The following is a 23255-nucleotide window of genomic DNA, read 5'->3' as shown; positions in this document are numbered from 1 at the left end:
CAGCGCTCAGGCGCATAGCTTGTACGCCTTTTGTCCCATCAAACGATCAAATATGCACGCTCGGGCCTGTTACGCCTGTTTGCAGGGCCAGACGTTTATGCGCGGCACTACTGGCGCGCTTGCTTTCAGTGGCGAGCTGCGCGCGCCTTGTGTCATCCCATTTCGGGATTGGCAGCTTTTCAACGTATTGCACCCGCAGCTCATGGTAACCGCCCCGCACTGGCGGGCTCATAGATGATAACATGAACCAGAGCACGTGACTGTTTAGGAGCGCCAGCAAAGCCTGGTCATCGGACGGGATCAGATAGGACTTGTCGTTCGAGAAAGCCCCTTGGGGTTCGAATGAAAAATTTCGCTCGGCGTTGAAGTGCGGATAGCTGATCTTCGGCGCGGCAAAGTGCGGAGCATAGGCCTCCTGCGCCTGTTGGAGCTCGAACCATTCCTGTTTCGTGGCGCGCTTTTCCAGTTTGTCCCTGAAGGGCAGCAGCCATTCCCGGATGGCGGGATAATCGTCAATGTCGATCCGGTTCTTGGGAATGTAGATCAGCCACAGGCCGCGCGGTTCGGCACGCCAGCGTTTCAGGTCTTTGCCTTCGAGGAAGGGCTTCAGCAAATCGGCAGACTTTGGGTCCTGGGCACAGAGGCGTTCTTTGGTAACGTTGTCGATCACGAAGGCCGCGTTCAGGCCGGTCTTGATACCGTAGAGCGGTGATCCGTAAACGTCTTTCAGGGTTTTCTTGTCGGTCCTGATCTTGTCCCGCAGGGCGCGCAGGGCGGGGTTTTCCAGTTCCCATGACCCGGCCCCCAGGGCCGTTTGTGGATACGGGCCGGCAGCGGCTTCCCAAGTGGCGAGGAAGTTGTTTTCCGGCAGAGCATCCACCTTCCAGAAGCGCAGCTCATGCCCCTTGGGCGCGGCACCTCGTTTCATGGTCAGGATGGCCGGATAGGTGGTCACCCCCTCGAAGACTTGCAGGTCGCCAAAATCGACTACGCTTTCGATAGTCGCCTCTTTCAGAAGGTATTCGCGCAAAGGCTTTCCCGAGCCGGTCTTGAAGAAGGTGTTCGAGGAAATGTAGCCCAAGCGCCCGCCCGGTTTCAGCAAGCGCAGGCCGCGTTCGTAGAAATAGCAGTAGAGATCGGCCCGGTCGGAAACGACCTCATACCGCTTTTCCAGATAGGGTTTCAGCAGCTTCAGAAATTCCATCCGCACATAGGGCGGGTTGCCCAGGACCACGTCGAAGCCCCCTTCGGCAAAGACGCCGGGGAAGGCCGTTTCCCAGGTAAAGGCGTGATCGAGATAGGCAAAGTTGCTGTCCTCGATCAGGCTGTCACCGACGCGGATGCTGCCCGACAGGCTGTCCAGAACCTTGCCGCGCCGGGCGGTCTTGATCCAGAGCGACAGCTTGGTGATCTCGATGCTTTCCTCGTTTACGTCTACGCCGAAGAGGTTGTCGGTCAGAATTTCGCTGTCGGGGACATAGTCGAGCAGATCGCCAAAATGTTCGGCCTTGGGCAGCAGGTCTTTGATCTTGTCGTTCACGCGGGTCAGTTCGGCCTTCATGAAGTCGAAGGCCATGATCAGGAACACACCGGAGCCACAGGCGGGATCAACAATGCGCAAGGATTTCAGGCGATCGCGATAGGCTTGCCAGGCGTCCAGCTCGGCCGACTTTTTCCGCCAGGGGATATTTTCGTAGTCGGTGACATCCGCGCCCTTCTTGGCGTGAGCGCGCAAGGTGTCGTCGAAGATTTCCCGCAGGTGCGTGCCCAGGGTTTCGGCGACGATGAAGCGCGCGATGTAATCAGGGGTATAGACTACCCCATCGCGTTTGCGACGCCCGCTTGTACCGGTGGCTTTCTCGGGCTCTTCCTCTTCACCGCGCGCGATGGCTTGCAGGCGTTCCACGTCCGCGATGGACTGTTCAAAGATGTGGCCGAGAACCGTGACCGAGACTTCGGAGACGAAGTCATAGCCGCCCAACGCCTTGAACCCTTCGCAGATGTCATCGGGTATGATCAGCCCGTTGATCACCGCGTCCTCGCGGAACAGCCCCCCGTTGTAACGCGGGATTTTCAGCTCGTTGTTGCCCACGTCGATGGCACGGAACAGGCCTTTGAAATTATCCCAGACGGGGCGAGGGTTGTAAGGGTCACGCGCGACGAAGGCGTTTTCCAGCGTGTTGTCTGGCAGAAGGCCGGTGTCTTCGGCAAAGGCGATGAACAGCACCCGATCGAGGATCTTCTGCGCGAGGGCGATTGCATCGAGGGACGCGATCGCGGCATCGGCCTTTTGGACAGCGCTCAGGAGCTTTAGGCGCAGGTCCTTGTAGTCCTGATACAGGCTATCGGTGATGTCCTTGTCTTCGCGGCGGCTTTCTTTCAGCAGATCAGCCGTGCGGCCAGACAGCAGGTTTTCCGCTGACAGGAGCAGCATGAAGCGCGCGTATTCTTCCGGGTCTGTCAGCTGGTCGAGGCGGAATTCCTCATAGGCCGAGGTGCCTTCCCCGAAGCCGTAGAAGCGCAGCTCGATCATGTTCGAGACCAGCACCCATTTCACGCCGCGCGCGTTCATGGCGTATTCCCACGCCTGTTGAACGGGGCTCTTGTTCCGGCCCGGCATGATTGCATCGAGGTCGCGGGTATCCGCGCCCTTCAGCTCGAATGGTGCCACGATGTCAGGCGTCTTGCCGCCAAAGCGGCCAAGCGCCAGATCGACGCTGCCGCGCAGAATATTTTGTTCGGTTGAGACATTGTAATCTGCGCCACCAGCCGGGCCGTGGTAGCCGAGAACACCTTCAACGATCTTGGAGGCGAACTGCCCATGCAGGGCGGTTTCCTTCAGGCGTTCAATCCGGCCCGAGCTGATCAACTCTGCCCAGGCTTCCAGTGCAGCCAAATGGTCTGACGGGATCGGATCGGCTTTGATGTGGCGCTTCAGGGTCTTACGGTTGAACAAATTCATGAATTATCGGTCTTTCTTGCCGCCATCGGTCGGCTTTACGATGCTGTTTTTGCGGATGGCGACAAGCCTTGGCTTTATTCGTGCCTGATCGCAACGGCCTTCATTCGAGGCGTTCTGCGATCCACATCTTGATCAGCGCCTGACGGGTGATGCCGAGCTTTTGAGCCTGCCGGTCCAGACCGGCGACGACCCAGGTTGGGAAATCCACGTTCACCCGCTTTGCCTCTACATTGAGGCGGCGCGCCTTTGTCCAATCGACATGGGCAGACATGTCTTCGCCCGCGTCGAAGCGTTCGTCGAATTCAGTCGCCTTCATAGTGGTCAATCTCCTGCTTGCGAGCGCGGCGTACGGAGATGATCCGAACCCGGTCGCTCCGGTATGTGTAGACAGCTGTCCAGTGTCTGGCCCCGATCATGCCAACCGCCAGAAAGCGTGGCTCATCCGTGACGTTGGCCGGGGCCTCGATCAGATAAGGATCATCCCAGAGAGCTTGTGCCTCATCAAAGTCGATACCGTGCTTTTCACGGTTCGCGGCGCTCTTGTCGGGGTCATACTCGAACTTCATAAACACAACATAAGATGAAAATGGTATAATTACTATACTTTGCGGCCAAGCGCAGCAGTGAGGTTGCTGGGCTGTCAAGGTTCATAGCCGATGACATGGCTGCACCCAGCCATGTTGCAGGCGCGGTGAAACAGTGCTCTGACTATCGGCATGGAAGCTATCGAAAGGCTCTTACAGCTACCCTATCAAACCCTGGCAATATTGGTTGCCGGGTATCTTTCTTATCGCCTGGCTTACACGGGGCGCGATAGCACGCACCAGACATTGGACACGTTAGCGATTGCTCTCGTCTTTGCCTTCATATCGCAAGCCGCATCTGCTCTGCTACTGGCAGTCTATCTGGCGTGGGCCCCTACACCCAGCGATGCTGTTACACTGCCCCTCTGGGCCGGATATGCTGCCAGTGTTGGGGGCATAGTGGCTGCACTCATTGTCGCCGCCATCTGGCGTCGAGTGAGCGTCAACAGCCTTCCAGAAATTCTTCGCGGCGCAGGAATTTCGTCGTCAGACAGAAATACCGCCGCATGGGAAACGGTTATCAATCGGGAAGATTCCGGACCGTCTCAGATCACTGTCGTAAAAAAAGACGGGGTGACGATGCAATGCGAACGTCTTGACGACTTCAAGAAGGCACCCTTTGGCCCAATGATACTTGGGCAAGATGGCTCTATCGCCCTCTATGTAACTGATTACCGAAGCAAGGAATCCGGTGAGTGGGAGAAGATTGATCCCTATCATGGCGACTGGGGGCCGGAACTGACGATCATTCCTGCCGGAGAAATCTCAGAAGTGCGCATTAGGCACGCCCCCTCACTTCTTCGGCGGTGGCGACGAGGACGGGGCACTGGGAAGGGGTCTGGCGTTGTCGGGGATGAAGACCCCTCCGCTAGCTGACATAGGCGTCTGTTTATCGGATGATTGCACTTTTTACCTCTTCGGGGGCGGCGGCGTAATAGGTGCGCTCGGGCTAGGCCGCGTATTCGTTTCGGGGATCGAGCGCGGAATACTTGACGGACGTGGGGAAGGCGCGGGCGCGGGCTCTCTTGCCATGTGTTTCACCTTTTAGGCTTGGGCGGTGGTGGTGTTCCAGGGGCGGCAGCAATGGGCTGCTGTGATCCTTGGACTTTGATCCCGACTGTTGTCTGCCGCGGCGGCAGTTTGACGGGGGGCGTTTGCGGAGGTTTCGGGGTCTTAGCCACTACGCCTATCTCTTTGGCTTTGGCGGTGGCGGCGCGACCGGCGCACTTGCCATGGGCTGTTGCGAGTTTATCGAAACGTTCTCACTGCTGTGCGGCCTCGTTACTATGGTTGGTGCAGGCTTCGTTTCTCTGCTGCTGCTATCGCTCTCACCGCTCATACTTTGCCTCTCAATGTTGTTGATCTAAAGTAGAACATACTGGCAACCCTGTTGTAAATCCAGTTGAACGGTTGAGATGTGGCCGCGTGAATTCAACCGGTCAGATCAAACATCGCCAGTTGCTGGGGCTCCACCCAGTAGCCTCGCTGACGCTTGGAGGCTTCCATTGTGACCAGAGCCGCGACAGCCTGGTTCTCGTCCTCGAACCAATCCATCCGAACCTGACCGCCCTGCCCTATGCGGCCCCATTCGCGGTAGAGCGTCCATTCGCCAAACAAGTTCGGCATGACCGCCATCCGGTAGAACCGAGCGACGTTTTGGGCAGGCTGGCGCTTTTCGAGATAGGTCTGCATGGCTCAGAGATGATACTTGCGCGCGATTTCCAAGGCTTCGGCCTGTTCGGTGCCGATGTATTCCTTGGTGCTCTCAATACTGGCATGGCCGAGCAGCAGTTGGGCCGCGCGTAGGTTGCCGGTTTGCTGATATATATGCGTCGGGAAGGTCCGGCGCAGCGAATGCAGGCCATAGAGGCTGGGATCGAGACGCGCTTTTTCCAGCCAGGACTTGAACAGCCGCCAGAGTTGGCTTTCGCTTAGGTGGGACTGGGACCACCTTTCCCCTTGCCCCGTGAACAGCCAGCCGTGCAGCGGCTTTTCTGAAGCTGCGAGATAGGTGCGCAGACTGTCGCGCGTGCCCGAGGACAGCCGCGCCTGGACCGGGCGTGCATTGCGGGCTTCGGTCTTCTTCTGCCGGATTTCCACGATCTCGCGCACACCGGCAGGCGTAGCCACATCCGCCACCCGCAACCGCACCAGATCCGATCCCCGGAAACTGGTATCGAGGGCGGTGTTGAACAGTGCCAGATCACGCAAAGCTTTTTCCTGGCGCAGGATCATACGGATCAGCGATACCTGGTCGGGCGTCAGCGGTGGTTTTTTACCCACGACGCGTCCTTTGTTCCAGGTGGTCTCAACGGCAGCTTTCACGGGCAAATCCTTGCGAGGTTATAGCGGTATAATACCTATAAACCTTGCATCATGAAAGACACGTGTTGCGCGACTTGGTATTTTACCCATGTTTTGCTGAGTTTTTCGCTTGGGCATCATGCAAGCTTTTATCGTAAAGCTCGCATGAAGCACAAAGCTGAAAATCAAACAAAACTTGGGGAGCCTGAGCCCGCCAGCAGTGGGTATCTTCCAGCGTAACACCATGGTCCTCTCGCTGGCGACGCACGCAAGCCACAAGCTCGATGCGATCTGCTTAAGAAAGAGAACCGGTGCAGATCGTAGGTATAGCTATATCTTTGCAAACCCAGCCGCCAATACATCAAAGTCTGCTTATGCAGGAATCGGAATGTAATTTTAATTGTTGTTGGCGACTAATTCATTAGCGAGTTTTGAGGTTTCGCGCAACTCAGCCAACGCTTTGCGTCTTTCTGCAATCTCAGCGCGAAGGGTCTTTTCAAGCCCCTTCGATATTTTCGCCCATTCGCGCAGTTGCTCTTTTGACCCCCTGCTATCGTACAATTCCAGCCAAGCCCTAATTTCTTCAAGCTTCATTCCGAAGCGACGCCCCCGCAGGATCAGTTTGAATCGTGCAACTTGCTTGCGATCGTAAAGTCGGTCGCGGCCTTCTAGCGTGGGTTTGAGAAGTTCAAGATACTCGTAGTACCGCAGAGTGCGCGGAGTAATATCAAACTTCCTAACCATTTCCGTGAAATTGATCATGTTGTCATTGGATCTTGGCATGGCATCACTGTTTCTCAAGTATGTGGGTACAAAAAGCTCGCCTTACCCCAGCACGTAGCCGGTTTTCTCTCCACCGTTGACAGACGGCGGTCAGTCTCCCTCCGAACCACCCCTCAGGGTAACGGGTGATGGGCCGCATGGGCGAAGCAAAGCCATTGATGCCCTAGAAAAAGGGTAGCGATCAGCCATCTGCTGCCCTTGGCTTAATAATCTTGTATAAGAGATGGAGCAATTGGCACGTCAAGGATCCCGTTCTGTATCGACTAGGTTCAGGCTACCCGTCTGCGTCATGCCACCGGCGACATAGCCGCCATCAACCACTAATATCTCGCCGTTTACATAACCAGCGTCGGGACTGGCCAGATACGCCACTGCAGCGGCGATGTCGGCTGCTTCGCCCATCCTGCGCGCTGGGATCATCGGCAAGAGTGTGGCTACAGTCTCTTCGGTATAGTTGTCCCGCGTCAACTGCGTCACAATAGCGCCAGGCGCGACGGCATTCGCCGTCACGCCGTGCGGCGCTAGCTCCAGCGCAATTTGCCGGGTTAGTCCAATCATCGCCGCCTTTGAGGTGCCATAGGCTGTGCGCCCCACGCCAGCGCGTATTCCGCTCACCGAGGCGATGTTGACGATCCGACCATAGCCTTGCTTCACCATTGCCCGTCCAGCGCGCTGCGCGCACAGCAAGGCCCCTGTTACGTTCACTGCCATCACGCGAGTCCAGTCATCGATTGGGAAGTCGAGAAAGGAATGCAGTGCCACGATCCCTGCGTTATTGACCAACACGTCGACTGGTTTGTCCCAGGCCTCGGCGGATGCGAACGCCGCCTCGATGGAGGCCGCATTGGAGACGTCGAGCTGCTGACCTGTCGCCTTGCCGCCCTCTGCCGCAATCAGGTTTAGGGTCTCTTCTATTCCGGCCTCCGAGATGTCGGTGACGACAACGCGGGCGCCAAGCCTGGCTAGTCGTAGCGCTACGCCTTGCCCGATACCAGAACCAGCCCCAGTCACTAAGGCAACACCATATTCCATGTCGCTCCGAACCACTATGCGCCCCCTTCATAAAGCGTCACTACAGCCGCGCCACCCAACCCGAGATTATGCTGAAGCGCCAGCCGCGCGCCTTCGACCTGCCGATCCTCGGCGCAGCCTCGCAGTTGCAGCGTCAGCTCATAACATTGAGCAAGCCCAGTCGCGCCCAATGGATGCCCCTTGGATAGCAACCCGCCCGAAGGGTTGGTGACGTATTTGCCGCCATAGGTGTTGTCGCCATCCATGATGAGTTTTTCCGCCTCACCTTCGCCGCATAGACCTAGGCCCTCGTAGGTGATCAGCTCATTCTGGGCAAAGCAGTCGTGCAATTCGATCACGTCGATATCCTCGGGACCGACGCTTGCTGCCTCATAGACTTTCTGCACCGCTTTGCGCGTCAGGTCAGCACCGACGATTTCGATCATATCGCGGCTTTCGAAGCTGCCGGGGCGGTCAGTAGTCATCGCCTGCGCACGAATGCGAACTGTCGCGTCCAGGCCGTTGCGCCGGGCGAAGGCCTCGGATACGAGCAGAGCTGCTGCAGCGCCGCAGGTCGGCGGGCAGGCCATAGGGCGCGTCATCACGCCAGGCCAGATAATCTGAGCGTTCATCACATCCTCGACGCTCATCTCCTTGCGGAAAACTGACAGCGGGTTTCGCGCGGCGTGGCGGCTGGCCTTAGCACGGATTGCTGCGAAGGTTTCCAACCGGGTGCCATACCGCTCCATATGTGTTTTCCCAGCCCCGCCGAAATACTTCAGCGTCATAGGCAGATCCGATTCGCCAATCAACGCGTCGGTCACGGTGTCAAATTCGCCCAGTGGTGAGGGGCGATCGGAGAACACAGTGCCAAGCGCGCCTGGCATCATCTGTTCGAAGCCGACGGCCAGCACGCAATCGGCCACGCCGCTTTCCACCGCCTGCCGCGCCAAGAAGAGCGCGGTCGATCCGCTAGAGCAGTTGTTATTGACGTTGACGATGGGAATGCCGGTCATCCCCACTCGATAGATCACCCGCTGGCCGCTGGTACTGTCTCCATAGACATAGCCGGCATAAGCTTGTTCCACTGCGTCGAAATCGACGCCGGCATCTTTCAGCGCGAGCCGGATCGCGGCCTCGCCCATCTCGTCATAAGGGGCTGAAGCACCCGGTTTAGCGAAGGGAATCATGCCGACACCAGCGATAAGGACTGTCATGTCAAGGTCTCCTTGGTCAGGGTTTTTACGGCGTTGGTTCGGTTTCGGCCAACAACCGGCGCAGTTCGGTCTTGAGAATTTTGCCGTAACTGCTTTTCGGCAGCGACGGGACGAAACGGTAAGATTTCGGGCGCTTGAAGCGCGCGATCTGATCGAGGCAGAGCAGGTCCAGCGCTTCAGCTGTAACCTCGGGGTCAGCCACGACGAAAGCCACCACTTCCTCGCCCCAGTCAGGATGTGGTCGGCCGACCACATTGGTTTCGGTCACGCCGGGGTGGCGTAACAGCACCTCCTCGACCTCCCGGGGATAGATGTTCGAGCCGCCTGAGATTATTACATCTTTGGACCGGTCTTTGAGCGTCAGCACACCCTGATCGTCGAAACTGCCGATATCGCCTGTGTAGAGCCACCCGTCGCGCATCGCAGACGCAGTGGCTTCGGGGTTCTGCCAGTAGCCAGCCATCACTACGTCGCCTGATACGATCACCTCGCCCGGTACGTCGGGCAAGCAATCTACACCAGTGTTGTCCACCACGCGGACTGACACGCCTGAACGAGGGATGCCAGCCGAGCCGAGTAAGGCTTCAGACGTGTCAGGACCTAGCAAATGCGGTGGCAGATAACTGATTGTGCAGGGCGCCTCGCCTTGGCCGTAGCCTATCCAAATACGTGACCCCAGCAGGTTAAGCGCATGGCGCAAATCCTCGACATAAATCGGCGCACCGCCACAGAATATTAGGTCGAGATTGTCCATGGCTTGATTGTCCAGCACAGGACAGGCAGTGAAGCGGTTCAGCATCGTTGGCGCAGCAAAGAACGAAGAATGCGGAAAGCGGTGCAGCAACTCTACCAGTTCCTCGGGGTTGAATCCGCCGCTTTCAGGAATGACATTGACGGCGCCTCGCCGCACAAAGGGGAGCGCAAAGAGCCCTGCTGCGTGCGACAAGGGCGCTGGATGCAGCGCAGCCGAGTCTTCAGTCACTGGGCAGATGTCGGCTAGGAAACTTAGCGTCATCGCCCAGAGGTTGCGATGGGCCAGCACCGCACCTTTTGGGCGGCCGGTAGTACCAGAGGTATAGAAGATCCAGGCGGGATCTTCCGGCGCGACCTGCTCAGTTAGAAAAGGTGCAGGTTCGGCCAACAACGCGGTATATTCGGGGCTTGCGACGACAACAGTTCCGGCGAAACTGACCTTTTCTTCGGCCTCGTCAGTAAACAAAAGCGCCGCGCCGCAATTTTTCAGCACGAAGTCCACTTCGGCCGGATGCAGTTTGGCATTAACCGGAACCGCCACACAGCCGGCTGCCCAGATGCCGAATAGAATCTCTATATATTCCGGTCGGTTACCCATGTAGATTACGACGCGCCCACCTACAGGCACGCCCCGCGCGCGCAGACCGGCGGCCAGCGCGGCGCTGCGGTCGCGCAGGCCTGCGTAGGTGCAGAAGGTCTTACCACCCAGACAAACCGCCGGCCGTTGGGCGAATGTACGAGCTGATTGCGCCAGAAGTTCGGAAATGTTCATGCTCAGCCCTCAGATCTTCCGCGTCTGGTTCTGCCAGAACACGTCGCGAATATCTTTCTTTCGCACCTTGCCAACCGGGCTACGCGGCAACACGTCCCAGACCACCACCGTTTTTGGCGCCTTCACACTACCGAGGCTTGCTTTGCAGATGCGGATGATCTCGTCTGGGTCCAGTATGGCCCCGGGCTTCAGCTCGACTACCGCCGTCACGGCTTCGCCCCATTTCTCGTCAGGCACCCCAATCACTGCACAGTCCAGCACGGCTGGATGAGCCCAAATCACTTGTTCTACTTCGGAGGGATAGACGTTAAACCCGCCCGATATGATCATGTCCTTCTTGCGATCGACGATGTAGAGATAGCCTTCTTCGTCGATGTATCCGACGTCTCCCGTATGATGCCATCCATGTTGCGAAGCCTCGGCGGTCGCTTCGGGGTTTTTGTAATAACCCTTCATCACTAGGTTTCCTCGCACCACGATCTCACCCCGATCTCCTCGCGGCAGGAGATTGCCGTCGTCGTCCATGATGGCCACCGGCGTCAGCAACGTCGGTCTGCCGCAGCTAGCCAGCCGGTGCTCGCACGTCGGATCGCCCAAAACTAGATGATCCTTGGGGGTCAGCAGGGTGCAGAACATCGGGGATTCGGCCTGTCCAAAGCTCTGTGTCATCACCGGCCCGAAGATGTTTAAGCATTGGCGCAGCTTATCGATGGCCATCGGTGCAGCCGCGTAGATAAAGCTGCGAAGAGAAGGAAAACGGCGCGCCTCTATCCCAGGCTCGGAGAGCAACATGTAGATAGCCGTAGGCGGCAAGAATAGATGCGTGACCTCTTCCTGTGTAATGGTGTCAAGCACACGCTTGGCGTCAAAGCCTGGCAGGATGATATTGCGCACACCGGCTGCCGACAGAACTACCGCCATCACTCCAGCGGCATGGGTCATTGGCGCAATCAGCAAGTGGACCGGAGCAGGGCCGACCTCCATGCCAGAATAGAAATTGGCAATCATAGTGGCCCAGTTTAACTGGGTCAGCATGATCCCCTTAGGACGTCCCGTAGTGCCACCGGACGATAGAATGCCGACCAGATCGTCGGGAGCTAGCTTGACGTCCGGATCAGTGTCGGCGGCGTCGGCCAGCCAGTCTTCCAGCCAAGGACCTTCCGCCCCGACGAGGTCCAAGCAAATGAAACGCTGTATTTTGGGGCACAGCACCTTGATCCGTTCCATCGCAGGTCCAAAACTGCTGTGGTAAAATAGAATTTCAACGTCGTTGTGATCGAGGATATAAGCGTTTTCGTCGATTGCGTTCTTTGCATTTACCGGTACCCAAGCCGTGCCTGAGCGGAACAGGCCCAACATGGCCTCAAAGCCGCTCACGCAATTGGGGCTGTAGATGCCCGCCATGCGGCCTGGACCGAAGCCTTCAGCCGCGATGGCGTTGGCAAATTGATAGGTGCGCGCCTGCACCTCACGAAAAGTTCGGCTGACATCGTCATCTTCCAGATAAACCCGGTCGGGGTTGATCGAGACGCCACGGTCGAAAAAGTCGATTAGTCGCATGCGGCCCTCTCCTATTGCTGCAGCAGCGTAATCACCGCCACCGCTTCCTCGTATCCGTGAAATCCGCCACCGTTCTCGGCTAGCGCCACACGCGCGCCTTCGACCTGACTATCTCCCGCCTCGCCTCTTAGTTGCGTGACCAGCTCATAGATTTGTGCCAGTCCGGTCGCTCCGATGGGATGACCACGAGATTCGAGCCCGCCTGAGACATTGATCGGAATGCGCCCGCCCAAGGTTGTTGCGCCAGAGGAAGCAAGCCGTCCACCCTCGCCCATCGGGCAAAGCCGCAAAAGCTCGGCCTGCTGCAACTCCGCAAAGGCCGTCGCGTCATGCACCTCGACCACAGACACGTCCTCCGGTGCAATTCCCGACAACTCGTAGGCTTTGTCCACCGCTCGGCGGCAGATGTGGTGCTCCAGATCCTCGGGAGCGCGGTCTGATCCCGCCGCTTGCACTGACGCCGCAATATGAACTGCTCGAGCAAGACCAATCTGCCGCGCCTTCTTCTCGGAAACGACGATGGCTGCCGCAGCGCCGTCGCTGATCGGCGCGCACATCGGTAGGGTGAGTGGCCAAGAAATCTCGCGCGCAGCCAGCACCTCCTCCACCGTCATATCATTGCGATATTGCGCCTTTGGATTGAGCACCGAATGACGGTGGTTCTTTGCCGCAACATGAGCGATATCCATCTGCGTGGTTCCGAAAGTGCCCATGTGAAACCGCGCTAGTGCGGCATAAACATCCATGAACACACTTCGCTGACCCGGTTCAACTTCGCGCTTAGGCGGTTGCACCGCGTTTCCCAACTGCTCTAGCCGTGCGATCTGACCCTCGACGTCGCTCACGTCCCAAGCACCGTCAAAGATGGCGAAAGATTGGGCACGATCAGGTGCATTCATCTTGTCCGCGCCGACGGCCAATGCCACATCGCCCTGTCCCGAGGCGACATAGGCTATGGCCGAGTTAAGAGCGGTGCTGCCACTAGCGCAGGCATTTTCCACATTAGTGACTGACAGGTTCTGAAATCCCAGCTTGCGGAGCGCTAGTTGGCCACGCACAAGATGCTGTCCCTCAACCACGCCTTGCGTGGAATTGGCGAAGTAAGCCGCCCCTATGTCGTTGGCCGTAAGTCCGCTATCGATTAGTGCTTCGGTCACTGCCTCGCCGGTGATGTCGGCTAGGCTGCGATCTAGGAACCGTCCGAAATGAGACATCCCGACCCCAATGATATAAGTCTTTTCCATATCGCTCCCTCAAACACTGATCAGTTTCTCGATCTCGTCGCGGTTGGCTTGCAAGTCTGCCGTTGTTCCGCTCCACCGTATGGAGCCGTGGTCGACCACATATTGTCGGTGGGCCAGCTTCATTGGCACGCGCAGATTTTGCTCAACAATCAGTAAGGTCATACCCTCAGCATTGATCAAACGCATCGCCTCGACCAACTGGTCAACGATCAGTGGCGCCAGACCCTCTGTAGGTTCGTCCAGCAGGAGCACTTCAGGATTGGTGAGCAGTCCACGCGCAATGGCAAGCATCTGCTGCTCACCCCCAGAGAGCGTATCGCCAGGCTGAGTAGCGCGTTCGCGTAACACTGGGAACAGCTCATATGCGCGGGCAGCATTCCAAGCGCCCTGGCGGCCCATTACGGTCGCAATCCGTAGGTTCTCTTCTACCGTAAGGTTCGAGAAAATGCGCCGGTCCTCGGGCACATAAGCTATGCCAAGTCGTCCAAGTTGATCCGGACGTAGCGTCGTCACATCGCCGCCCTTCCATAGACACCGGCCCTTGGCCGCGCGACTTAGCCCGATCAACGTCTTCAAGATCGTGCTCTTGCCCGCGCCGTTGCGTCCAATCAACGAGACCACCTCGCCCGACTCAATTCCAAGCGACACTTGATGCAACGCCTGCGCCTTACCATAGAAGACATCGCATGAGTCCAGCTCCAACAGAGTCATGGCTCTTCCCCCAGATAGGCTGCCCGCACTGCCGCATTGGCGCGGATATCGGCTGGTGCGCCCGAGGCAAGAAGTTCGCCCTGCACCATCACTACGATCTCGTCTGAGACCTGCATCACCACATCCATGTTGTGCTCAATCAGCAGGACTGTACGGTCTTTTACAATTTGTCTGATTAGGCCGATTGCCCGCTCAAGCTGATCGTGGCCGACGCCGGCCAGAGGTTCGTCGAGCAACAGCACTCGCGGCTCGCTCAGCAGCGAAAGGCCTACTTCCAGCGCGCGCTGGTCCCCGTGCGACAGGTATTCAGCCGGCCGATGTGCCAGTTCGCTTAGCCCGACCTCTTCCAGCACGCGCTCGGCCTGTTCTCGCACCGCCGCGAAACGACTAGCCGGCAACCAAAAGGGCTGCAACCGATAGCGGTGGGCAAATGCCGCAATCTGGAGGTTTTCCAACACCGACATACCCGCGAAGATTTTAGTAATCTGGAAACTGCGCCCCAACCCATTGCGCGTGCGCTGGTGTACCGACAAGTTCGTCACATCCTGCCCGTCAAGCCTGACCTGCCCCCCGCTCAACGCGGCGTGGCCTGACAGCGCGTTCATTAGCGTGGTTTTGCCTGCTCCATTCGGCCCGATCAACCCGTAAAGACGCCCTGGTTTGAAGTCATAGGTGACGCTGTTGACCGCCTTCAACCCACCGAAAGACACTTGGATATTCTCACAGCTCAGCGAACCGGCGGTCATGAGGAGCCTCCGTCGTCGCGATCATCCTGTCCATGAAACAGACCAGCAATGCCATTGCGCAGGAAGATCGTGGCAAAAATGAAGATTAGCCCTAAGATACCGTACCAATACTGTGTAGCCCGACTGAGTTCTTCCTTAAGCAGCTCAAACACTGCGACGCCCAATATCGGTCCCAGCAGGGTGCCTTTGCCACCCAACACGGTCATGATCAGCACATCGCCCGAGGTGCTCCAGTGCAACATTTGCGGGCTAATGTAGAACATTAGCGATGCCAGCAGCGCGCCAGCCACCCCTGCGTAGGCGCCTGACACCACGAAAGCCGACTGCCGCAGGGCGTGCACGTTGTAGCCTAACTGTGCGGCGCGAGTGTCGTTGGCCTGTATTGCCCGCAGCGCCCGGCCAAACGGCGAAGCCCGCAACAATGCCATGATGGCGAGGCCAATCAGGAAGACTACGACGATGAAACCGTAATAGTTACGATTTTCGTAGAAATCGATGCCGAACAGATCAGGTCGCGGAACGCCAGGGATACCGTCAAGCCCACCGGTCAGTGCGCGAAGCTTGTTCGAAGCGAGGATGTACATCATCTGCGCCAAAGCCAAAGTTAGCAGTGCGAAAAATAGTCCCGACACCCTGAGCGCAAACAACCCCAAACCGAAAGCTAGCAGCGCGCCTGTCAGTGCGGCAGCTATCAGCCCAGGCAGGAAGCCGATTTGGTAGCTTAGCATCAGGACAGTTAACGTATAGCCGCCAGTGCCGAACAGAGCCGCATGTCCGAACGACAGCATCCCAGTAACACCGAAGACTAGGTCGAACCCAATGGCGAACAGTGCCCAGATCAGGATTAAGCTGACAAGGTTCAACCATTGTTCACTGGGCAGGAAGAACGGCACGATGATCATCGCCGCAATGATAAGGACCATCACCGTCTGGCCCATGGCTCTGCGTGTCATGCCGTGCGCCCCTTGTAGCTGAAAAGGCCCGCAGGACGGAACATCAACGTCCCAATTAGCAGAGCGAATGTAAGAAGTTCTACCCATTCAGTGGCATAAGTATAGCCGGCTGCCCGGGTCATACCCAACAGTAGTGAGGCGAAGATAGCGCCGCGGATATTGCCTAGCCCACCAATGATGACGACGATAAAACAGTCAATGATTACGCTGAATCCCATGCCCAATTCGATAGGCACAAGTGGCGCGGCTATCACCCCGCCAAGCGCGGCAAGATAGGAACCTAGCGCGAAAACACCGGTGCGGACCCTGTTCACGTCGATGCCCAAAGTGCGAGCCATGTCAGGGTCCGAACTCGCCGCTCGGATAATCATACCCCATTTGCTGCGATCAAGTAGAACGAACAGCCCAAACGACACAGCTGCGCCAAAGCCAATTACAAAGAGCCGGTAGCTCGAGATCTGGCTGCCGAAGAGCGAAACCGGCCCTGAAAGAAAATCAGGCGTCGGCACCTGCTTGTAATCGAGGCCCCAAATCAGCTTGGTTGCGTCATCGATCACCAGGATAAGGCCAAAGGTCAACAGCAGCTGAAAGATATGGTCACGCGAATAGACTTGTTTTAACGCGAGTATTTCGATAAGTGCCCCCAGCCCGGCAATGATCACTGGCGCAAAAAGTAACCCCAGCCAGAATGAGCCTGTCATCTGGACGATTTGAAAGCTGGTATATGCACCCAGCATGTAGAGAGCTCCATGGGCGAAGTTTATTACGCCCAGCATTCCGAAAATCAGCGTGAGACCTGCGGACAGCAAGAAGAGAAGAAAGCTGAGACTGAGCCCAATAATGATAGTAGACATAACTGCGATATCCCGAAAAAGCGGGTAGACGACGAACCAGTAGTCCGCCGCCACCCAGTTGCGTCAGTCTACTCAACAGCTGTCGAAAAGACGTTCCGCCGGGAAGATTTCAGTAATTTTCATAGTGAGTTCAGGCATCGGCGCTTCACCCCTGACGACCTCTCCCCACAGCCCGACCTGCGAAGCTTGATGATCGCAAGCGCGCATTTCCTTGCGACCTTCAACCGAGTCCTCATAGACGCTGTTTGCAAAGGCCTCGACCCAAGCATCGACATCCCAACTGTCAGTCTCTTCGACCACATCAAGCCACCAGCTCAGCCCGTCATAGGCCTCGCCCGCAAAGCTTGACGGAAACGCACCATGCGCTTCCCGGTAGGCTTCAACGAAAGCCTTGTTTGCGGGATTGTCGACGCTGTAGTGATAGCGCACGCCGGAATTCACTCCAAGCGCTGCTGGACCGGTTGCGGCGGCGAATACATCGTCTTGAAGAACAGGCCCAAAAATCACCTTTTCCTTGCCCAGATCGATCTGGGCAGCCTGCTTAACGAACGTGATGCCATCGTTACCAGTGGCCATGACCGCGATCCCGTCCGCATCCGACCGCGCCATCTTGTCAATAATCACAGAAAAATCACGGTTGCCGAGTGGCGCATAGTCGTTACCAACAATTTCGACCCCGGCGGCCTTTGCTAATTCGGCGAACTGCTCGAAACCACTGCGCGTTGCCTGATAGTCGGCAGTCACCGCATAGATCTTCTTGAGCCCACGCGATTTAACGAACTCCATAGACATATTAACTTCCATGCCGAGCGTGTTGGAGGTTCGGAAAGAATAGGGCGCGCCATCTCTCTTGGTAATCGCATCGTCGGCTGAAATTGTGACAAGGTGTGGTACCTTGCGCTGAGTCGACAGGCTCTGCAAAGCCAGCGTTGAGGCGGAACTGACCGCACCGAACATCATCTGAGCGCCTTCTGCCAAAAGCCGGCTGGCCTTCTGCACCGCAGGCTGTGGCTTGGTTTCATCATCTTCCCAAGTGAAGCGGATGGGCTTACCCAGCACCATGCCGCCGCGCTTTGCGACAGCCAGTTCAGCGCCCTTACGCATGTCGTTCCCAATCAACCCGTAAGCACCGGAAAAAGCGAGAATGGCGGCAATGTGGAACTCCTCCGCTGTCCTAGCACGCAGCATCGGCGCTGGCAGCGTGGTGACAAGGGCAGCGGCCCCGGCTGTCTGCAGAAAATTTCGACGTTTCATGTTTCCCTCCCAAGGATGCATCGCTCGAACAATCTGCCAAGCATCATCGACCCAATGCACCCAAAACTGTCTGGGGGCGTATGGCGTCGCTTGCCGCACTGGCATAGAGAGAGTTGTCAGATTCAGCCAACTGACCGCATTCGTATCCACCAGAAACCAGGGATACAGCGTTTGCGAAAAATATCAGTTTTCCCCTGAATTAGCCTTTTTCAGCTCTCCTCCAAAGCCAAGAGTTACAACTTTTCGCATCATTGAGAATGTTCAACCACGCCAATAATTTGACTTTAACTGCCAGTGTGTCACATTCGACCTCGATGTGAAACGCGGGGAAATCTCTATGAAAGTCGGTCTGATCCAAAGCATCCGCCTCCCGAATCAGAGCCTTCGCATCATGGCCGAAATCCTGAGGGAATATGACATTGATCCCATCCCGCTGATCATCGGATCAGGTCTAGTTCCAGAAATCTTAGATGACCCATGGGGCTCTCTGAACGGCCATCAAGAGTTGGCCTTCCAGCGATTGTTCTGGCAGAATACAAAGCATATTCCCGCCATCGGATTCCTGACTGGTCTGCGCTACAGTCTAATAGCCTACGGTCCCCTTGGACTGGCTGCCCTAGTTTCGCGCAATGTTACCGAAGGCCTACGAACCTTCACAACAATGCAAGCACTGGGGTATGCACTAATTGAATACGACATCCTTGAAGAGGATGGCATCGCCGTCGCCTTCATCGCTAACGACGAATACGTCCCCGCTGACCTGAAAGAGTTTATGCACGAACGCCTACTCGGCTCCGGTCCGACGTTCTTCCGTGATATGCGGCAAGAAAACTTGCCGCTGCGCCTAATCGAAAGCCGGCTCGACCGGCCCAAAGGATGGATGGGTATAGAAGACCGCTGGCAGGTCGATATCGCCTACCGTGCTGAGCGCAACTGTATCCATTTTGCCGAGGGCACAGGGGCCCTACCCCTACCATTAGCAAACCCATTACTGGCTGAGAACTACAAAAGACTTTGCCAGAACATACTCGAGACCAGCCCGAAGCATAATGGCATTGTGAAATCGGTCTATCAGCTACTTATGGAGTCTCGGGGGGCATTTCCAAACGCGCAACAGGCAGCGCGTGCGCTTAATGCGTCTGAGCGATCACTACATCGCAAGCTGGCTGAGGCTAACAGCAGCTATCGCCAGATTCTCGACAATGTTCGCCTACGCCGAGCTCGTGAACTGCTCGACAATACTAACCTACCGATGTCTGAAATCAGCGACCGCCTCGGCTTCGCAGAGATGGCCAGTTTCTCACGTTTTTTCCGCCGGGTCGGTGGACTAGCTCCATCGAACTATCGCAAGAACGGGCTTCGCATCTTCGCTGCTTCTAACGATGATGGCTCATTGCAGTAGGTCGTTGTACTGGACTCAACTGGACGCTTTCATGGCATGCGAGCTATCAACCAAAAGCTCGCATACATCCTGATACTTGCGCTTGCTTCCGTAACAAACCAGCGTCAGCCATCAGTTAACAAAGACACCTACGTGCGGCACTCGCTGGTGCGCTGTTTTTGCTAGAGGCGGGGATCTATCCAATCCCAGACCTCCTTGCTTAGCCATCCTTGATGTTGCCCATGGTTCATTTTGGAGACGAGAAGACGGTCGTTCTGATCCATCTTCTGGCGCAAGAAGCTGTCGACTTGATCAGCGCTCTGATTTGTCTCGATGAACCGTACTGACTCCAATCCAGAATCTGACTTGTTTGTATAGTTTTCAAGCTGCGCAATGAATGCGGTACGGGCGGCGGAGTAGTTCGAGCGCTCTTTATTCAAATTCCATGTAACTACGAATACAGACATTAATTTATCTTCCTTGAATTTTGCCTTAGCCTATTCAAGGCTGGCCTTTGTGCAATTCGAATTTGACGTGGCTGATCGTGACGGCTTGCCTGCCTGCACGGGCTCTGGCCTTAGGCATGAACGGTGTCAGCTCGACATTATCACACGCAATTTCGCCTGCGTCGTCTTGAAGAGATAGAGCTCCGTGGTCGCCAACAAGCGAAGTACGTCATCGGTGATGGTGGCCACTGACCCGCCTGGCTGAACGAGGATCATCTCGAACTCAATCTTGGCGCGCCGAGCCTTCTCCTTGAAATAGGCGAGCTGTTTCATATCGCCTTTGAGGAACCTGCTGGCTCCTTCACGAGCCCACGATTCGTGTCGGCGTTTGAGATCGCGGTAGAGCGTCGGTAGGCCTGCGTGCTTAGCGGTGATGCTTTTTTGCGCCTGACCACACACGGTATAAAAATTTGTGATGTTGCGCGACACCTGACCGCCATGCGCGCCTTTGCAGTGTACGAGACACAGCCGGATTGTGTCCTCATCGACGTCCTTCAAGCACACCAAGTCGGCGGCTTCCCCGCATCCATCGTCGTTGAAAACGACTTCGTACTCCCGCTTCAGATTCTCAGCTGTTCGGTACTGAATAGTCGCCTGTTCGGCCTTCTTGTGCATCGACTCCTTGTTAAGAGGAATTCCCGTCCAGTCCCAAGCTTCCAAGCGATCTTTTGGGAACAAACCTGCGTCTAGCTTTGCGGGGATGTGGTAGCAATTGTAAGAATAAGTACCGTCTACGTAGTGAATGACGAATGGGTCTTTAAGCAGATATTCCGGCAAATTAACGGGATCGCCGTTCCCGATCCTGAAGTGTACCAACGGGCCGGTCACGTGGTCGTGTTTGTAGCCACCCGGCAGGTCCTCGCTGATGGTAAGGCTGTATTCCGAAGCCGCATTCTCGCTAACGATCCGGATATGGATTTCGCCATTCGGACCGGCTTCACCGAGCTCGAGATCAATCTCGTACATGGGCACTTCGGCATCGCCAAACAGGACTGATTGACGATCATTGAAACGCTGTTGGGCCTGCTCGCCCCATTGTACTGCGATGGCTTGGGATGAATGAGGTTTGTTCAACTTTTCAGGCTTGAGAAAGTCGCGAATAACGTTCGCTTGCTCCTCACCATTTTTCGTAACCTTGGCCCAAGTGGCTTTGGTCCACTCAATCCATTCGGCGATCGTACCAGCCTTTTGCTGCCAGACTTTGCCGCGGCGTTGGGTGCCACCCCAAATGACACGCTCGCCGTTTTCGTAGCCGAGGCAGGCAAGGTTGTTAAGCTCGGACTGCGCCTTCTCGATGAGCGCAAGCCCCTCCGTAACGTTGGGGCCAAAATAAGAGGTGAAGCTAATTGCGCCAATCCGTGATGAACCGAGGCTCTTCACGAGTGGTAATTCGACGTTGTTGAGGATGTTGAAAATCGGTGTGCCCGAGACGAGTTCGGTGCGGTCATCGGTGATCATCTGAGCGAGCTTCTCCGAACGTACACCCTTGTAGTCGCTTGAGTAGAGGCATAGGGCGCTAGTATCCTTGTCCCACCGAATGACGAGCAGATCGTAGATCGTGTTTAAGACGTTCTGGTAATTACCCCAGCCTACCTTGTCCGCGCGGCAGATGACCGCGACCAGAACACCATCTTCTTCGCTATAGGAAAACCAGCTTTCAGCTCCTTTCGGCAGCACTTCCTGATACGCGACTGGATTCCACGTCTCGCACTTCGTCCTGAAGAACTGGGCTGACAGTCCTGGCCGCAGGTTCCACAGCGATAGCTGATCGTGGAGCGTTCCTTCCGCCTTAAGGCCGAAGACGACATCCTGAAGGCGGAGCTCTTCGTCGATACGCTCCTCACTAAGCCGCTTGATGATCCGGTCCCAATCCGCACCTTCGGCGTAGAGGTTAGCCAGCTTTTTCTCAGCTTCAGGGTCGGCAATGTTCGTGACGACTGTTGCTTCACCTATCTTGGCTGGATCGCCCTTACGGGTGAAACGGCCGATGAACTGGAGTGTGATCGCCAGAGATTTGTGATTGTCGTGCAGAGCGGCAACTTTGAGGAAAGGCAGGTCGAAGCCTTCGCCCAGCATGTCGACGCACACGACAATGCGCGAACCTTGCGGCCCACGGTCGAACAGTTTCGTCATCACTTCCTTTGTGGCGAGCACACCTAGGCTGGAGTGAACGAACAGGGGCTTCAGGTCGGGCGCGAGTTCCGCGTAGAGCCTGCATACCTGCTCAGCCCTATCCTTGGACTTGGTGCGCGCCATGAGAAGATGGTCGAGTTTCAGCTCGTCCCGGTCACGACGCAATGCAGCGATGGCGGCGACAGCTATTGTGCGATCGCGCGCCTCGTTTTCTCCGTATTCTTCGACAGTAATAAGATTGATCGGCCGATAGTAGCCAGCCGCTTGTGCATCTCCTAACTTGTAGTTGAATATTATCTTGCCATCGCCGCGTTTGGTGTCTCGGCGGAATGGCGTGGCCGTAAACTGAAGGATGCGTTTCGCATCGAACCTGTCGCGAATGGACAGCCATGTTGCAGCCGACACGTGGTGGGCTTCGTCGACGAACAAGTCGGTTGTGCTCTCGATCAGCGCCGCTACAGCTTCTTGATTGGAAGCCTCCAGTGTGTTTGGCAGGGTCACGATGACGTTCGCTTGCCGGACGATCTCCCGGGCATCATCAACGGTTTTCCATCCGGTCGCGATCACTGCTACACGGGGGCATGCGATTTCGGGCGGTACGACGGTCGTATCAGGCAAAACACCTAGAGAGATGAACTTCTCGGCAATCTGTGAACGTAGCGCTTTGCTGGGCACGAGAACGAGCGTCCTTTCCAAGCGACGATATACCTGGGTCGCCAGCATAGTTTCGGTTTTGCCGGTACCCGTCGGCAAAACGACAGTCGCAGGCTCGAAATCAGTTCCGACGGCGAAATGCGCAGCGATGGCGTGAAGAGCACCGATCTGCGGCGTTCGAAGTCCAGCGCGCCCAGCAACCTCATCTTCAGTATGAAAATCAAAGGCGTTGACCCACGCGTCGAGCACCTTTTCGGGAGTATCGGCGTATCTTGCGAGCTTGCCGAGGTTGTCCCACTTCAGCGTGAAGTCGGCAGGCTGTTCTTCATAGGTAAGAGTGGCTGATGCCGTAACCACGGGCATATCGCTATCGACTTTTTTAGCCCCCTTGTGCCGGAGCAGTAACTCGTCATAGGGCGCGCTCAGTTCAGTCATAATCAGATCATGATCCCTGAACTGGGAGGGCGAAATTTGAGCTTTCGTGCTTGTCCCCAAGAAAGGGGCCTGCACAATCCAGTTACCGCCAACTTTAATCTTCCGCTCTGGAAGCGCTGGAAGATCCACCATACCAAGCGGCTTGGGAAATAGGCTCACGCGAGCTCCTCTTAGTAATCGGTATCGAGCATGAAGATTACTTTTTGTTTGTAGCACAGCTTTGAGTAGAAATATCATAACTTAGGTCGCACCGTCACCAAAGCTGAGACTTCATTCCAGAGATTAGGCCATGTTGACAACATGGCTAAGCCATAGCCTGATGCAGGCAACGTCTACGAAGCCGAGGAAGCTGTCTGCGGCTTTGTCCATATTGGACCTGTCACGGATTGTGCCGCTTGTTCAATTTTTCTCACCCTTGGGGGCTACTCCTTCATGCGG

20 protein-coding genes are annotated in these 23255 nt (G+C 56.4%); 2 read left to right on the top strand and 18 right to left on the bottom strand.

The annotated features are described in order from the left end of the window. Window positions 1-46 precede the first annotated feature (46 nt). The 3 genes from ACGYK7_RS14445 to ACGYK7_RS14435 all read right to left on the bottom strand — a co-directional run bounded on the left by ACGYK7_RS14445 (window position 47) and on the right by ACGYK7_RS14435 (window position 3528). On the bottom strand, window positions 47-2962 hold the full coding sequence (locus ACGYK7_RS14445; protein WP_394403179.1) for an Eco57I restriction-modification methylase domain-containing protein: 2916 nt from the start codon (window positions 2960-2962) through the stop codon (window positions 47-49). Window positions 2963-3062: 100 nt separating this feature from the next. Further along, the gene (gene brnA / locus ACGYK7_RS14440) at window positions 3063-3278 is read right to left on the bottom strand and encodes a type II toxin-antitoxin system BrnA family antitoxin (protein WP_066009074.1); all 216 of its coding nucleotides are present in this window, start codon (window positions 3276-3278) and stop codon (window positions 3063-3065) included. Continuing rightward, on the bottom strand, window positions 3265-3528 hold the full coding sequence (locus ACGYK7_RS14435) for a BrnT family toxin (RefSeq protein ID WP_037931641.1): 264 nt from the start codon (window positions 3526-3528) through the stop codon (window positions 3265-3267). The genes brnA and ACGYK7_RS14435 overlap by 14 nt, the downstream gene beginning before the upstream one ends. Window positions 3529-3678: 150 nt before the next feature. Between ACGYK7_RS14435 and ACGYK7_RS14430 the strand changes: the two genes are divergently transcribed. Continuing rightward, window positions 3679-4422, top strand: a complete 744-nt coding sequence (locus ACGYK7_RS14430; RefSeq protein WP_394403177.1) for a hypothetical protein — start codon at window positions 3679-3681, stop codon at window positions 4420-4422. 555 nt (window positions 4423-4977) lie between these two features. On the opposite strand, the gene ACGYK7_RS14425 is transcribed toward ACGYK7_RS14430, so the two are convergent. From ACGYK7_RS14425 to ACGYK7_RS14365, 13 genes are all read right to left on the bottom strand, one after another. Further along, entirely contained in the window at window positions 4978-5238 is a 261-nt protein-coding gene (locus ACGYK7_RS14425) for a WGR domain-containing protein (RefSeq protein WP_394403176.1), read from the bottom strand. 3 nt (window positions 5239-5241) lie between these two features. Further along, window positions 5242-5871 (bottom strand): tyrosine-type recombinase/integrase, encoded by a 630-nt coding sequence (locus ACGYK7_RS14420; protein ID WP_394403174.1) that lies wholly within the window; start codon window positions 5869-5871, stop codon window positions 5242-5244. A gap of 375 nt (window positions 5872-6246) precedes the next feature. Beyond that, window positions 6247-6612 (bottom strand): MerR family transcriptional regulator, encoded by a 366-nt coding sequence (locus ACGYK7_RS14415; RefSeq protein ID WP_394403173.1) that lies wholly within the window; start codon window positions 6610-6612, stop codon window positions 6247-6249. A 261-nt stretch (window positions 6613-6873) separates the two neighbouring features. Next, entirely contained in the window at window positions 6874-7665 is a 792-nt protein-coding gene (locus tag ACGYK7_RS14410) for an SDR family NAD(P)-dependent oxidoreductase (RefSeq protein ID WP_394403171.1), read from the bottom strand. Between the two features lie 14 nt (window positions 7666-7679). Beyond that, a complete protein-coding gene (locus ACGYK7_RS14405) occupies window positions 7680-8861 on the bottom strand; it encodes a lipid-transfer protein (RefSeq protein WP_394403169.1) in 1182 nt (393 codons plus the stop codon). Between the two features lie 25 nt (window positions 8862-8886). Further along, the gene (locus tag ACGYK7_RS14400) at window positions 8887-10386 is read right to left on the bottom strand and encodes a class I adenylate-forming enzyme family protein (RefSeq protein WP_394403168.1); all 1500 of its coding nucleotides are present in this window, start codon (window positions 10384-10386) and stop codon (window positions 8887-8889) included. Between the two features lie 9 nt (window positions 10387-10395). Next, window positions 10396-11946 carry an AMP-binding protein gene (locus tag ACGYK7_RS14395; RefSeq protein WP_394403166.1) on the bottom strand — a complete coding sequence of 517 codons (1551 nt, stop codon included), beginning with the start codon at window positions 11944-11946 and terminating at the stop codon, window positions 10396-10398. Window positions 11947-11957: 11 nt separating this feature from the next. Then, window positions 11958-13190 (bottom strand): thiolase family protein, encoded by a 1233-nt coding sequence (locus ACGYK7_RS14390; RefSeq protein ID WP_394403164.1) that lies wholly within the window; start codon window positions 13188-13190, stop codon window positions 11958-11960. Between the two features lie 9 nt (window positions 13191-13199). Then, window positions 13200-13901, bottom strand: coding sequence for an ABC transporter ATP-binding protein (locus ACGYK7_RS14385; RefSeq protein ID WP_224557650.1), 702 nt, complete (start codon window positions 13899-13901; stop codon window positions 13200-13202). Further along, window positions 13898-14647, bottom strand: coding sequence for an ABC transporter ATP-binding protein (locus ACGYK7_RS14380; protein WP_394403161.1), 750 nt, complete (start codon window positions 14645-14647; stop codon window positions 13898-13900). The genes ACGYK7_RS14385 and ACGYK7_RS14380 overlap by 4 nt, the downstream gene beginning before the upstream one ends. Next, the gene (locus tag ACGYK7_RS14375) at window positions 14644-15600 is read right to left on the bottom strand and encodes a branched-chain amino acid ABC transporter permease (protein ID WP_394403159.1); all 957 of its coding nucleotides are present in this window, start codon (window positions 15598-15600) and stop codon (window positions 14644-14646) included. The genes ACGYK7_RS14380 and ACGYK7_RS14375 overlap by 4 nt, the downstream gene beginning before the upstream one ends. Next, a complete protein-coding gene (locus ACGYK7_RS14370) occupies window positions 15597-16508 on the bottom strand; it encodes a branched-chain amino acid ABC transporter permease (RefSeq protein ID WP_394403157.1) in 912 nt (303 codons plus the stop codon). Before ACGYK7_RS14370 ends, ACGYK7_RS14375 begins: the two co-directional genes overlap by 4 nt. Before the next feature lie 18 nt (window positions 16509-16526). Then, window positions 16527-17708 carry an ABC transporter substrate-binding protein gene (locus tag ACGYK7_RS14365; RefSeq protein WP_394403155.1) on the bottom strand — a complete coding sequence of 394 codons (1182 nt, stop codon included), beginning with the start codon at window positions 17706-17708 and terminating at the stop codon, window positions 16527-16529. Between the two features lie 337 nt (window positions 17709-18045). On the opposite strand from ACGYK7_RS14365, the gene ACGYK7_RS14360 reads away from it, so the two are divergent. Beyond that, window positions 18046-19110 (top strand): helix-turn-helix domain-containing protein, encoded by a 1065-nt coding sequence (locus tag ACGYK7_RS14360; protein WP_394403153.1) that lies wholly within the window; start codon window positions 18046-18048, stop codon window positions 19108-19110. 161 nt (window positions 19111-19271) lie between these two features. Here the strand turns inward: ACGYK7_RS14360 and ACGYK7_RS14355 are convergent, their stop codons facing one another. Next, window positions 19272-19556 (bottom strand): hypothetical protein, encoded by a 285-nt coding sequence (locus ACGYK7_RS14355; RefSeq protein ID WP_394403151.1) that lies wholly within the window; start codon window positions 19554-19556, stop codon window positions 19272-19274. Window positions 19557-19682: 126 nt separating this feature from the next. Then, window positions 19683-22976, bottom strand: a complete 3294-nt coding sequence (locus ACGYK7_RS14350; protein ID WP_394403149.1) for a DEAD/DEAH box helicase — start codon at window positions 22974-22976, stop codon at window positions 19683-19685. Window positions 22977-23255 lie beyond the last annotated feature (279 nt).

Origin of the sequence: Sulfitobacter sp. 1A15299, assembly GCF_043556915.1 — a bacterium.
Lineage (GTDB): Bacteria > Pseudomonadota > Alphaproteobacteria > Rhodobacterales > Rhodobacteraceae > Sulfitobacter.
The sequence above is the reverse complement of the archived record's forward strand: the minus strand, read 5'-3'. Positions and strand labels throughout refer to the sequence as shown.